General features: G+C 29.1%; 11 protein-coding genes. All 11 read left to right on the top strand.

Annotated elements, in window-relative coordinates:
* The first annotated feature begins 118 nt into the window (after positions 1 to 118).
* The gene (locus tag KE503_RS13040) at positions 119 to 949 is read left to right on the top strand and encodes a hypothetical protein (RefSeq protein WP_212385464.1); all 831 of its coding nucleotides are present in this window, start codon (positions 119 to 121) and stop codon (positions 947 to 949) included.
* 297 nt (positions 950 to 1,246) lie between these two features.
* The gene (locus KE503_RS13035; RefSeq protein ID WP_249183071.1) at positions 1,247 to 2,977 is read left to right on the top strand and encodes a phosphoadenosine phosphosulfate reductase domain-containing protein; all 1,731 of its coding nucleotides are present in this window, start codon (positions 1,247 to 1,249) and stop codon (positions 2,975 to 2,977) included.
* 3 nt (positions 2,978 to 2,980) lie between these two features.
* Positions 2,981 to 3,847, top strand: coding sequence for a DUF4007 family protein (locus KE503_RS13030; RefSeq protein WP_212385462.1), 867 nt, complete (start codon positions 2,981 to 2,983; stop codon positions 3,845 to 3,847).
* Between the two features lie 11 nt (positions 3,848 to 3,858).
* A complete protein-coding gene (locus tag KE503_RS13025) occupies positions 3,859 to 7,440 on the top strand; it encodes a hypothetical protein (RefSeq protein WP_212385460.1) in 3,582 nt (1,193 codons plus the stop codon).
* Between the two features lie 12 nt (positions 7,441 to 7,452).
* Entirely contained in the window at positions 7,453 to 8,598 is a 1,146-nt protein-coding gene (locus tag KE503_RS13020) for an aminotransferase class V-fold PLP-dependent enzyme (RefSeq protein ID WP_249183070.1), read from the top strand.
* Positions 8,598 to 8,879: a hypothetical protein gene (locus tag KE503_RS14610; RefSeq protein ID WP_249183069.1), complete on the top strand. Its 282-nt coding sequence runs from the start codon at positions 8,598 to 8,600 to the stop codon at positions 8,877 to 8,879. The genes KE503_RS13020 and KE503_RS14610 overlap by 1 nt, the downstream gene beginning before the upstream one ends.
* Positions 8,873 to 10,297 (top strand): DEAD/DEAH box helicase, encoded by a 1,425-nt coding sequence (locus KE503_RS14900; protein ID WP_330622018.1) that lies wholly within the window; start codon positions 8,873 to 8,875, stop codon positions 10,295 to 10,297. Before KE503_RS14610 ends, KE503_RS14900 begins: the two co-directional genes overlap by 7 nt.
* Positions 10,298 to 10,309: 12 nt before the next feature.
* Entirely contained in the window at positions 10,310 to 12,106 is a 1,797-nt protein-coding gene (locus KE503_RS13010) for an ATP-binding protein (RefSeq protein ID WP_212385456.1), read from the top strand.
* A 12-nt stretch (positions 12,107 to 12,118) separates the two neighbouring features.
* Positions 12,119 to 13,024, top strand: a complete 906-nt coding sequence (locus KE503_RS13005) for a phospholipase D-like domain-containing protein (RefSeq protein WP_212385454.1) — start codon at positions 12,119 to 12,121, stop codon at positions 13,022 to 13,024.
* Positions 13,025 to 13,109: 85 nt separating this feature from the next.
* Positions 13,110 to 14,027, top strand: a complete 918-nt coding sequence (locus KE503_RS13000; RefSeq protein ID WP_212385452.1) for a hypothetical protein — start codon at positions 13,110 to 13,112, stop codon at positions 14,025 to 14,027.
* Between the two features lie 123 nt (positions 14,028 to 14,150).
* Positions 14,151 to 14,996 (top strand): IS701 family transposase, encoded by an 846-nt coding sequence (locus tag KE503_RS12995; protein ID WP_330622017.1) that lies wholly within the window; start codon positions 14,151 to 14,153, stop codon positions 14,994 to 14,996.
* Positions 14,997 to 15,047 lie beyond the last annotated feature (51 nt).

Raw genomic sequence — 15,047 nt, 5'->3', positions numbered from 1 at the left:
GTGTATATATTAGATGTTATTGACAGTTTTTATTCTATCTGATAATTTGTAAAATGTAAATATTGCAGATTGTATATGTGCGACGTAAATAAAAACAAAAATGAAGGAATTATATATTATGAATGATATATTAAAAAAGAAAGCAAGTATTTGGTGTGATAGATTAAGTAAATTAATGAAAGATAAAGGGTATACACAACAAACGTTTTTAAAGGAGTATAAAGATAAATATAAAGGAGGAACACAAGCGAATGTTAGTCGTTGGTTACGTGTAGGAAATACTATAAAAAAGGGAGATGTTGTTAAAACAATAGGTTTTCCGTCTTATGAAAATATGGTAAATATTGCGAAATTCTTTGGAGTGACTATTGGATATCTTACAGGGGAAACAGACTATGAGTCATTTGAAATGGAAAAATCATGCCAGTTCTTGGGGATAGATGAAGAAACCTGTAAATCAATAAAAAACGTAGTTTCTGGAAAAGCAAGCCGTTTTCATTTTGCATCCGAATATGAAGCAGTGATAAAATATCTTTTTACTGCAGATGAATTTCCAATATTTATTGAAAAGGTCAGAGAATATGCGGAAAATATGTATCGTCAAAAACATCCAATTGATAATATAAAAATCGTACAGAAAAAATTTAAAAAAGATATTGCAGATCTCGCGATTCAATGTTTAGATTATGATGATTATGGAAAAACTGATGATTTTAAGGATAATAATATAGAACCAACTTCGGAATTATTAGAAGCCGTTCATATGTTACGAGATGCAATAGAAGAAAATATGGCAAATGAAGAAGAAAATAAACTTATGGTAAAATTATCGGAATATGAACTACAGAAAATATATTTTGAGTTGTTAAAGGAAATTGTTATAGAAGAACATTTGCCGAATATGGTAATTCCTTATGTAGATGAAAAAATTAATTTAAAAGAAAAATAATAAAATTGGAAGTTTGGAGCTATTGCTCATAGAATAAAAATATAAAGACACAAACAATAAGATAAGAATAGATAGATTAGTTATTATCTCTTTATAGAAATATGAATTTATGGTATAATCGAACATGGGTTTTGTATTAAAATTTAATTTTTGATTCAAGCTGTAAATAGTAAATAAAAATGAAAGCTAGTATGATATATGTTGAGTATAATCGTAATATTTACATAAAGTATGAGATAATTAATATTTAAGAGCAATAATTAAAAAATATACGTAAAAAGTAGGAGATAATATTGTATGATAGAAAGAATTTGCCCTAAATGTAAGGTGCCTATGAATGGAGATAAATGTATAAAACCAAATTGTAATAGTACCACAAAAATATCGTCAACAATTTATTGGTGTAAAGAATGCAACGTACCTGTTTATGATAATATATGTCCTACTTGTGGATGTAATGCAAAATATATTTCCACAGATATACGACCTGTTTTTCCAGAAGAGAATGCATTAATTTCAATTATATTACATAATGATCCGAAATTTTATCAAAAGTCTTCTGTTTGGCATGGCGGTGGTGCATATATTGTGGATGGGAAGAAGGTAAGACTTTCTATTAAAAAGATAAATCAATATTCGATAGAAGCAATTAAGAAAATAAAAAAGGTATATGATGATTTTAGTACTCATATAAGTTATAAATATTTTGATTTACATATTAAAAAGTTTGTTCGTGCAAATCAAAATAGATATAATTATATTACCGAAGAGGCAACTAGCTTTGTACAACAATATTTAGATAAATATGCAGTTAATGATATGATGGTGTCGTTTAGTGGTGGAAAAGATTCAACGGTCACATCACATATTGTAAATAGAGCATTAGGTACTAATAAAGTTTTACATATTTTTGGAGATACAACTTTAGAATTTCCATATACGTTAGAATATAAAAAAAGATTTAATAAAAATGAAGAATCAAAGGGGATAAGAATATTAACTGCTAAAAATAGAGAGAAAAATTTTGAAAACTTATGTGAAATAGTAGGACCACCGAGTCGAGTTATGAGGTGGTGTTGTACAGTTTTTAAAACAGGTGCAATTCAGAAGACGATATCTTCAGCATTTAAGGATAAGAATAATATTTTAAGTTTTCAGGGAATTAGGCATAATGAGTCAGCTAGTCGTAGTAAATATGAGAGGGAAAGTGTTAATTCTAAAATTTCTAAACAAACAGTTGTTTCTCCGATTATTGATTGGATAGATTTTGATGTTTGGCTATACATATTAACTACAGGGATAGATTTTAATTATGCATATAGATTAGGGTGGACAAGAGTAGGATGTTGGTGTTGCCCTAATAATGGAAGCTGGTCTGAATTTTTGGCTAAAGTTCATATGAATGAACAGTTCGAACATTGGCATGAATTACTCGTGAATTTTGCAAAACAAATCGGAAAACCGGATCCTGAAGAATATGTTAATGAAGGTGGTTGGAAAGCACGTCAAGGTGGAAATGGTTTAGAGGCGGCACGAACATCGATTGTTACTTTTGAACCTTGTGCGACAGAAGAAAATTCATTTAATTATGAATTGCAAAGACCAATATCAGAAGAATTATATGAATTATTTAAGCCATTTGGTTCTATAAATAAAGAACTTGGGAATAAAAGACTTGGAGAAGTATATGTAATTGATAATACAGGAAAAGTTGTATTAATTCTTCAAGGGAGAATGGGAAGCACTAGATTAAAAGTAACAATCAAAGATATTCATATTGCAAAAGCACGAACATTATCTGTGGCAGAAAGTAAAATCCAGTGCCAATTAACGAAATATCAGATGTGTTTAGGATGTAAAGCATGTGAGAGTGTTTGTAAATTTGATGCAATAAGTGTTAAAGATGATGGATCAGGAAAGATATATTACAGCATTAATGAAGAAAAATGTAAAAGATGTACAGAATGTGTTAGTCATTTTAATGCTGGATGTTATATGAGAAAGGTATTATGTATAAAGAGGACGTAAAATATGGTAACAAATAAAGTGAAAATGAGACTACAAGGTCATGAAAAATTTGTATTACGTGAAGGTTGGATAAATAAAGCATTGATGATTATTCCCAATGCACCAGATGTGTTTACTAAAAAAAATGCAACGGACTTATTTGGTATGGGTAATAATATGGTCAAATCGTTGAGATATTGGATGAAAGCATTTGGATTAACTACCTATAATTCTACAGATGGAACTCAGTTAACGCCTATTGGACAATTAATAGCGAAATATGATCCTTATTTAGAAAAATATTTTACTTTGTGGATTATGCATTCTTGTATTGCAAAAAATAAAGAAGAAGCAACTACTTGGTATATGTATTTTAATCATTGTGATGCTGACGAATTAGAAAAGAGAGAAATAGAAGCAATTGTATTAAGAGAAGTTGAAAAATATGCCCAAGGGAAAAAGTTTTCTGAAAGATCGCTAAACAATGATATAGATACCATACTTAATATGTATAGTAAGAACAAAGAAAATGTTGATCCAGAGGAAAAAAATATTTGTCCGTTTACATCTTTAGGGTTAGTAAAGAATACAGATGGTAAATATGCTAAATGTCATCCGAGTAAAAAAATATTTTCAGAGATGATAGTGTTATATGAATTAGCATTATTAGAGAAAAGAGGAAATGGAATATCTATAGAAGATGTAATTTTTGGTGATAATGGATTGGCAAATATTTATAATCTTACAAGTGTTATGGTTAATGAAATTTTGGATAAGTTAGATGATGCAGGATATATAAAAGTAGATAGAACAGCAGGACTTGATATGATTTACTTTATAAGAGAAATAGAAAGTACTGAAGTGATAGAAGAATATTATAGAAACTATTAGTGGGTGGAAAAATGGAAAAAGTCAAATCGTTAAATGATATAATCAGTTTTAATAATAACTTTAAAACGGCAATTAATTTATATCTGAGTTTAAATAAACCAGATAAGGTATTGAGCTATATTCCAACAAAATCATCAGTTAAATTTTTGGGAGAATATGCAGAGGCGATAATAAAAAATAAAGAACAAGCAACATTATTAGTAGGACCATATGGAAAGGGAAAATCACATTTATTACTCGTTTTATTAGCAGTTTTATCTATGGAACGTACAGATAAAAATAGTGAAATAATAAAAAAACTGATTAATAAAATTAAAGATGTTGATGAAATAGGATATTTAGTAGCAGATAATCTTAAAAAGATATGGAAGAAAGAAAAATTTTTACCAATACTAATAACAGATACAACAGGTGATCTTAATCAGGCATTTTTGTTAGGGTTAAATGAAGCGCTAAAAAGGGATGGGTTGACGGAATTAATTCCAGATACATATTATTCGATTGCACAGGATAAGTTATTAGATTGGAAAATAAATTATAAGGATACGTTTGAAGAGTTTGAAATGAAAATTGCTGAACATGGAATGAATATTCAGCAATTTCAATCAAATTTAAAAAGATTTTCAAAAGAAACAATGAATATATTTAAGAAAATTTATCCAGAAGTTACTGCGGGCAGTGATTTTAATCCAATGACTGTTTCAGAAGTACTGCCATTGTATAAAAGTACATGTGAGAAATTAAAAGAAGAATATGGATATAGTGGAATTTACATTGTATTTGATGAATTTAGTAAATTTATAGAGAGTCAAGATGGTATAGCAACAGGTGCTAATATGAAATTAGTGCAGGATATTTGTGAATTAGCAACGGATTCGCATGGAGCACAGCTGTTTTTTACAATGGTTGCACATAAAAGTATAAAAGAATACGGAAAATACTTATCACAAGATATAATTAATTCGTTCACGGGTATTGAGGGACGAATAATAGAGAAATATTTTATTACATCTTCCAAAAACAATTATGAATTGATAAAAAATGCAATTATAAAATCTTCTGGATTTTTAAATAAAATTCCAAATTCAGATAAGTATTTTGGTTCTGGTGTGTGTGATAAGTATTATCAATTACCGGCATTTCGTAGTAATTTTGATAGGACAGAATTTGAAAAGACTATTTTAAAAGGTTGCTATCCATTAAATCCTATGGGAGCATATATTCTTTTAAATATAAGCGAAAAAGTAGCACAGAACGAAAGAACATTATTTACATTTGTTTCAAATGATGAACCACACAGTATGGCTAGATATGTTGCAGAACATAAAGAGTCAGATGATTGGGTGATAGGTGTAGATTTAATTTATGATTATTTTAGCACACTTTTTAAGAAGGAAGTGTCTAACGAATATATTCATAATCTTTGGCTTAGTGCAGAATATGCACTTGAAAGATGTATAACAGAAGATCAAAAAAAGATTATAAAAGCATTAGCAGTAATTTTAATTGTAAATAAGGAAGATGAACTTCCAGCGACAGATAAAACTTTAAATTTATGTGTAGCTGTGGACGATGGACCGCAGGCAATTAATGAATTGGTTCAGCTAGAATTTATTTATCAGAAGAGTTCTACAGGAAATTATATGTTTAAAACCAAAGCTGGATCAGAGCTTAAAAAAGAAATAAAAAGACAAAGATCTTTAAAAGGGGACAATGTAAACTATGCAAAAGCATTAATAGATGTTACTGGAAAATATTATGTTATTCCTAGAAAATATAATACTATTTTTTCAATGACACGTTATTTTACTAATCAGTTTATGGATATAAATGATTTTCTTGACATTAATTCATCAGATATTTTATTGAGTGATTGTTCTGGAGATGGAAAAGTTATTACATTATATAGTTTCTCGAAACTTGAACAGGAAAAGGTTAAAAATCATTTAATAGATTTGAATGATTCAAGAATAGTTATTATATGTCCTAAAAAATCATTGAGATTAAAAAAACAACTTAAAGATTATGAAATAATTCAGGAATTGCGTAATAATCAAAGCTTTACAGCTAATAACAAAATTCTGAAAAAAGAAATGCCATTATTGATTGAGGATATAACAGATGAAATAAATACATATTTAAGTGAGATATATGAGGAAGATTCTAATACTAAAGTTTTATATAATGATAATGGGGAAATAAAAATTATTAAAGTAGGAAATGAAGAAACAGCAGTAAATAAATGTTGTGAAACTCTTTTTACAAAAACTCCAGAAATTAACAATGAATTAGTAAATAGAGAAGTAATTGGAACTACTCAAACTAAAAAGGCTAGAATTAATATCATTAATGCCATTCTTTCTAATAATGATACAGAGGAGTATTATACGGGTACTAGTCAGGAAGCAACGATTTATAGAGCTCTGTTTACAGTGACTGGAATCAAAGATAATAATATAAAACATAATGTTCAATGTGTACTTAAAGAAATAAATAATTTTATTGAATCTTGTTCAGATAAAAAGGTGTCAATGTCTATTTTGGTAAGCAGATTAAAATCGAAACCATATGGAATGAGAATGGGAGTGATACCATTTTATTTAGCATATGTTATGGAAAATAGAAGAGAAGATATAGTTGTTTATTTTGCAGATAAGGAAATTCCAGTGGATGCAGACATAATAGTCAATATGTGTGAAAATTCAGATGATTATTCTGTTTATGTCTCTAGGGAAGATTTGCAAAAAGAAAAATATATATGCGAATTAAATAGACTATTCTTTGTAGAAGAGAATAGAAATTTATCTGCCAACAGAATAAAAAATATATTTATATGTATGCAAAGATGGTTTAGAGCGTTACCACAGGTATCTAGAAATTTAGTAGATATAGATAAATATATTGAATCAGAAAATATAATTACCTCTATGAAGTTTATAAAAAAATCAATGCAGCAAATGGAGTTTAATCCATTTGAGAGTTTATTTGTAGAATTTCCAAAAAAATTTGGAACACAGTCATTAGAAGATACATTTTGTGTACTTGATGATTGTAAAACGTATTATGATGATTATTTTGATTGGATACAGGCACGAATTATCTCTGAAATATATACCATTTGGGGTGGTAAGAAAAAAAGAGATTTATTTCATTGTTTGAAAGAATGGTATGAAAATCAAAGTAAGCGATCAAAACAGGCACTATATGATAGAAAAATGACAAGTTTTATGACGGTAATTGAAACATTGGATGTATATAACGATACAGAAGTAGCAAAGAAAATTGCTAAAGCGGTAACCGATGTATATGTTGAAAATTGGAATGTTGGTTCTATTGAAGAATTTATCGATAATTTAAAAAATGTAAAAACAGGAATTGAGTCGTTAAAAGATGAAATATCGACAGGTGAAATGACCCTTTCTTTTACACGAAAAAATGGAGAGCCATTTGAAAAAACATATAATTATGCTGATGAAAGCACAGGAAGTGTTTTGAGAAATATAATTGAAGATACTCTCGAAGAATATGACGATTTGAGCGTAAATGATAGGGTTTCAATTTTATTAGAGATGATAGAAAAAATTACAAAGTAAAGGATGAAGAATATGATTTACTTAGATAATGCGGCTACAACTTTTCCAAAACCAGAAGTTGTATATGATGCAATGGATAAAATAAATAGAGAAGGCGCAGTAAATGCAGGACGTGGTTCTTATAAGTTAGCGCAAGAAGCTAGTAAATTAATACAGGATACAAAAGAGTTATTACGTCAATTAGTGCATGTCGAATCAAATGTAGCAGTAATTTTTTCACCATCGATAACAATTGCAATAAACCAGATTGTTAATGGATTAAAATTAAAAGAAAAATCTGTTGTGTATGTTTCTCCATATGAGCATAATGCAGTTGCAAGGTGTATATATGAATTATCAAAAAAGAAAAATTTGCTTATCAAAGAAATACCTTTAGAAGAAAATTTAGAAATTGATTTTGAAAAATTAAAATATGAGTTTGTAAAAGATAAACCTGATGCAGTGTTTTGTACTCATATTAGTAATGTTACGGGATATATATTGCCAGTAAGTGAAATTTTTGCTGAAGCAAAAAAATACAATGCATATACAATATTGGATTCTGCTCAATCGTTAGGGCTACTAGAAATTGATGCAAGAAAGATCAAAGCCGATATAATAGCTTTTACCGGACATAAAAATTTATATGGTCCATTTGGAATAGGTGGTTTTATTAATGTTTCTGATATTCCTCTAGATGTATTTATAGCAGGTGGAACTGGTAGTGATTCTTTAAATCTTGAGATGCCAAATGGAAAAGAAACAAAATACGAATCATCAAGTTGTAATATTGTAGCAATAGCAGGTTTAAAAGCAGCATTGGTAACATTAGATCAAAAGAATTGTTTTGATCATGAAAAAGAAATGTCGAGTTATTTAATAAAAAAATTATCTTTAATTGATGATGTAAAAATGTATCTGCCTCAGCACTTAGATAAACACATTGGGATAATATCGTTCTGTGTGAAAAAATTTAATTCTGAAGATATTGGGATAATTTTAGATGAAGATTTTGACATTGCTGTCAGGACTGGATATCATTGTGCACCGTATATTCATAAGTATTTGGAAGATCAAGAAAATTTAGGAACGGTAAGAATTGGATTGAGTCAATATACAAGTATGGACGATATAGATAAATTATATAATGCTATTATTGACATTGTAGGAGAGGTATAATGAATCGATTAGAATATTATATGTACAATTTTAATATTGTGGAATTAAAAAAATATTTAGGAGATGACCTTTCTGAATTGTTAGTAGAATGGATTCCGGATGGTGAACAAATTTTTTCAGAAAGGAATCTTATAAAAATGATATTATCTGTATATGGAAACAAAATTTTGGACAATAGAGATTTCAGAAATAGATTAATAAGGGCATTTGAACCCCAAAGAATATTAGATTATAGGTTTTTTTCTCGGGATGTGAAAATGAAAAAGATGCCTCAATTGTAGTTGAACATATTGAAAAAACATCTTGGGGGAAAAATGATATATCATATAAGTTATTAGATGATCTTGAGATAGATCATGCATACTTTGATAAAGAAATTGATGATAGAGAGGCTGTAGAAACAATAAATTCATATGATAAATTTTATGAATTATTAGACTATCAATTTATTATTAGACAAAAAATTTTAACTTATATAAATTCTAATAATGATCAGGTAAGAATGATTGTAAGAATGCCTACAGGGACAGGAAAAACAAAAATGGCAATGCATACAATAATTAATCAATTTATTTTTAAACAGAAAAAAAGTGGATTGATAATATGGATAGCACATACAAAAGAACTATTGGATCAGGCATACGATACTTTTTGCAATGTATGGAAACATATTGGAGAAAAATCGATAAAAACATATAAATTATGGAACCAATTTGATGTTGATATTGGGGAATTTGAGGATGGATTTGTTTTTGTTGGGATACAAAAGCTTATATCAATAAGAAAATCAAATTATGATTTGTTTGATTTCTTATCAAAAAAATGTAGAATAGTTGTAGTTGACGAAGCACATAGAGCAGGAGCATCCGAAACAAAAAAATTAATTAATTCATTGATGGAATATTCAGGAGATAAGAAAGCTTTGATTGGTTTAAGTGCTACACCAGGAAGAATGGAAGACACGGAAAATGAGATATTTAAATTAATGTTTGATAATAAAATTATTGATATTGATATTAACATATTAAACCAATTAAATTTGTCAAAAACTGAAGCTGATAATGCAGATTCAGAAATAGATATAATCCAATATTTTCAAGATAGAGGAATTTTATCTAAAATAAATAGAACACCATTAATATATGGAGGCTTAACAGATGCAGATATTAAGGCATTGAAAATAGGAATGACAGATAACGGATATAGAGATGTAACAACTGAATTTTTAAAAACAATTGCAGTTAATAAAAAACGAAATATGGAAATTATAAAAAAATTAATTGATTTAAATAATGAACACATTCCTACAATTGTTTTTGCCTGTTCTGTTGAACATGGAAAAATGCTATCTGCAATGTTAACAATACAGGGAATAAAAAATGGACATATTTTTGGTGATATGGATCCAATTGATCGAAGAAATATAATTGCACGTTTTAAAGATGAAACAGATGATTTAAATATTCTTATCAATTATGAAGTGTTAACAACCGGGTTTGATGCAACAAACATTCAATGTGTATTTATTACAAGGCCAACAAATTCAGTTGTTTTGTATAGTCAAATGTTAGGTAGAGGTCTTAGAGGTCCTCAGATGGGAGGAAACGAATATTGTGAGTTAATTGATATAGAGGATAATTTAGAAAAATATACAAGTGAATCGGAGGCATTTAACTATTTTAGTGATTATTGGAATTAGGAGGGATTACAAATGGCAATATACTCTGAGGGAATGGATATTATTAATATCAAAGATTATGGTGAAGCATTAAGAAATTCTGGATATAAAGATATTGAAAGTGCTATGGCTGAAATTGTTGACAATTCGATTCAAGCTGAGGCTAAGAATACTTTTGTTATTATTAAAGATAGAGTTCCAGCATGGGGTAAGAAGAGTCAAGTATACGAAGTCGCATTCTTGGATGATGGAACGGGAATGTCACCAGAATGGGTGCAAGGATGTTTAAGATTTGGAAATGGAACAAGAAGGACTACAAAAGGAATGGGTAAATTTGGTGTAGGATTACCACAATCATCATTATATGCATGTCCAAGAGTTGAAGTTTATTCTTGGCAAGATGGAATTGATAATACATATAGTTCTTATCTTGATATTGAAAAGATATCAAAAGGAGAACAAGTAAAAATCGAGCCAGCAGAGAAAAAATCAGTCCCGAATGAATATACAAAATATATAAAAAATGGATTAAGGATATGTAATGGTGAATTTGATTTTTCTCAAAATGGGACTTTAGTTTTATGGAAAGATTGCGATAATATAGTTCCAAGTACAGTAGGTGCATTATTTAAGAGGTTGAAGTTTTCTTTTGGTAAAAAATATCGTCATTTAATTTGTGATAATAAATCAAATATTTATTTAATACATGATACAAAAGATCAATATAATTCTAAAATTGTTCCTAATGATCCTCTGTTCTTGATGGAAAATAATATTATTTTAGGAGATCCATCAAATCCAGAAAAGCTTTGTAAGGAAAGCAAGGATGAAAAACTAGAACCTATTTTTGAACCATATACAACTGAATTTTGTCCAGATGGTATAGTTCATAAAAAAATAAAATATTGGGATAAAGAAACAAAATCTCCAAAAGAAGGAGAAGTGACTTTAACGTTCTCAATTGTTAAAGAAAAGTTTTATAATCTAGATTGTATGACAGCAACTAATCCTGGAAATACCAAGATGGGGACTTTTGTTGGAAAGTTAGAAGGAATTTCAGTGGTTAGAGAAGGTAGAGAAATAGATTTTGGAGAATTTGGATTTTACAATGACAAAAATAGTCCTTACCATAGATGGTGGGGATGTGAAATAGCATTTAATAGAGATTTGGATGAAGTATTCAAAGTATCTAATAATAAACAACACGTAGAATTAATAAGATTAGATGGTACAGATTATGAAGAGGAAGAATTCAAACCTGTATGGCTTCAAATTGAAAAGATTATTACAGATAAAATATCAGAAATGGCAAAGAGAAATAAAAAATTAAGGGAAGGTTCTAGAAAAAAGAAAACAACTAGTTCGGCAGAAGAAACAGCAACTAAAGTAGAAGCAGAATCAAAAGTGACCACCGAAAGTGAAGAAATTAGAAAAACAAAGACACAAGAAGAATTAAAAAAGGTTGCTGAAGATCTTTTACATATCAGAGGAAATGAAAAACCAAAAGAAGAAGAAAAAGATCAAATATTATTACAAAAAGTTGTGATTCAAGAGGAAGATACGTCTAAATATACTAAGGATTTATTTATGTTAAACGTTGATACAGGTATATGTATTTGTACTATCAATACAGCTAATATATATTATGAACATTATGTATCCAATATGAACGAAGAAGCAAAGTTAGCATTTGAATTATTGTTAGCATCATTTGTCAGAACTATTGATGAGGCTGCAAGGGAGAAAAGAACGACTTATAAGAATTTGATGGGTGAATGGAATTATAAATTAAATAAATATGTAGCGGAGTTTCTTGGATTAGATATTTAAGGATGGGGTTGTATGGATATTTTATGTTCAAATGAGATATTTAATAATATAAAATTAGAATTGAATAATGCAGTGTTTTCAGTACAAATAATAACAGCATATTGTAAGAAGTCCGCCTTCCGTATTTTAAATAACTGTATAAGCAATAAAGTTACTGAAAAACGTTTATTGGTTCGATTTCGACTAGAGGATATTATTAATGGAAGTACAGATTTTGAGGTCATAGAATACGCTCAAAATGCCGGATGGAAAGTTTATATTCGGTTTGATTTACATGCAAAAACATATATTGTAGATAATAAGAGATGCTTGATAGGAAGTGCAAATGCAACTAATTCTGGTCTTAGCATAGGACAAAGAGGTAATATGGAAATATGTTCTTTGACTAATATAGAATCAAAAGATGTTGATAAAATTGATAATATATTTTTAGATTCTATTTTAGTTGATGATGATATTTTGACAAATATGAAGGAACAGTTAAAAAAAGCTAAAGATTTGAATAAAGAGAGAAAATTGGACTGGGATTTGTCAATTACAAAATTATTTAAACCGAAGATTAATACATTATTTTCATATGAATTTCCACAAAATGGGGAAATTTTAAATAATGAGTATTTATCATTTTTAGACATTACATACGATGGAGATTTGAATAAAGTAAAAAATGCATTACGGTGCAGTAATGTTTATTTATGGTTAACGCAAACATTGAAAAATAATGGTGGATGTTTATATTTTGGGGCATTAAGTCAAAAATTGCATAATGCAATAGTGACAGATCCTAAGCCGTATCGGAAAGAAGTTAAGACAATGTTATCAAATTTGTTGGAATTTATTGAATTTTTAAATATGGAAGAAATTACGATAGATCGTCCTAATTATTCACAACGCATAAAATTAGTTCAAAACGATTAAGATCCCTGAGACCTTACGAAATCATATTCAACGGAGAGTGGATAAATTATAGAAATAAAATCGAGAATTGTTAAGGAGCAGAAAAATGAAAGCAAAAAAGTGGTTAACTATGATTACACTTGTTATTACAGCAGTATCATTATTTATTGCTGTTATTATCGGTAAAAATAGTAATTGTATAACTTATGATATCGCTATGGCTATTTTTGGCGGAGCTATTCTTGGTTTTATAATGTCATTAATAGAATATTATGTCGAAAGACAAAGGGCAATGGAAGAATTTTGGCTTCAGGCAACTAAGATATTAAATGAATTAAAAAAAATAAAATATCTTGATGTAGATGCACCTATAAACTTAATTGTTGATGCGATGTATGAAGATGATACAAATACATTGAAAGAAAAATTCCATTTTTTAAATGAAGAAGAAAAAATATCAGTTAATGCAAAGAAAAATTTGATTTCTTGGTATGAGAAAAATATTCCAATTCCATTTGATGAAAATACTGATGTTAACATGAGATTAAATAGGTTATATGATTCTAAAATGGCTGGTTACAAAGAAGTTTTTCTTCAATGTATGAATAGTTATCGAGAGGCATCAATGGTTGAATTAGGAAATTTTGACAATGCATACGGAAATTTAGATTTTATTATAGCCAATAAGTATATTCGAAAAAAAGCATATGAATTAATATATGATAGGTTGAGGAAAATTGTTTATCAGTTTCAGTTCGAGGCATACCATTTTAATTTATTAGAAGATGGAAAAGGTAATTTTCCCGTATGTATTTTAAAAGTTTCTAAACTTAATCAGGAATATTTTTTGCAAAAAGAAGAAAAGATTCAAGGGTATACTAATACTCTTATATTTCAAAATGTCTTTGATGATATTGAGGATTCATTGGAAAAGTTCAGATGTAGAACATACAGAATCAAATATGTTGAACCTAAGAAAATACCAGTTTCTAGAAAAATGGTTTCCAAAAATAACGAAAAATAATACAAGACATAAGGACTCTGAGGCCTTATGGAATCAGACAATATTGGTTCTTGAATGCAAATCCAAAAATGTGGAGTATGTCCAGTATGCCAGTGGGAGAAGTTCAGAATTATACTTTGTTTAATGACAATGGAAATAAGCGTAGAATCTTCCAAAACTTCCATGATCCGTCAGGTCATGCCTGAATTCCTCAGCAAAGAACATGTCATTATTCTCTGTGACAGCTGGTATACAAAGAAAAATCTGGTCGCTATTATTGATGAATATCCAAACCTTGATCTCATTGGCAATGCAAGGATTGATTCTGTCATGTATGATCTCGCTCCTGCACGGACTGTGCGCAGAGGACGTCCTGCCAAGCATGGAAAACGGCTTTGCGTTAAAACAGATTTTACTTTTTCCAAGGAAAAGATCGGTGATTATTATACAGGTGTCCGCCGGGTTTTCACAAAGATCTTTGGCGACCGGGAAGTTCTTGCTTATGTCACGGATACTGAAAAAGGAAACGGCACAAAACGTCTATTTTTCAGCACAATCTTTTCAGAAGATCTGAAGGTCTTTTGTACGGAGGAGGAACACTCATTTTCTGACCAGACAGATCATGATCCAGTAAACTATATTCCGCTGTTACTATATGCCTTTCGATGGAAGATCGAAATCAGCTACTATGAACAGAAAACATTCTGGTCTTTTTGCGACTATATGGTACGGAGTCGCAAGGAAATAGAAATGCTGGTAAACCTGATTAATATCAGTTACTGTGCTATGAAGATCCTGCCTTATCAGGATAAATATTTTTCTAAATACCGTACAAAAAGTGTACAGGAGTTTCGTTTTGAATTAAGTCAGGAAATCCGTAAACAGATATTTTTTGCCACTTTCGTGAAAAATATCGAAACACATATAAAATCAGAGACTATGATAAAGGCTTTAAAACAGTTGATTTGTCAACAAGTCTGTCATTTATAAAGTTGTAAACTGGTGTTAGATAAAAATGTTTTCTCTTTTTATAGATAAACA

Origin of the sequence: Anaerostipes sp. Marseille-Q3525 (assembly GCF_018223505.1) — a bacterium.
Taxonomy (GTDB): domain Bacteria; phylum Bacillota; class Clostridia; order Lachnospirales; family Lachnospiraceae; genus Anaerostipes; species Anaerostipes amylophilus.
Note: the sequence above shows the minus strand (reverse complement) of the source record. Positions and strands in the feature narration are given on the sequence as shown.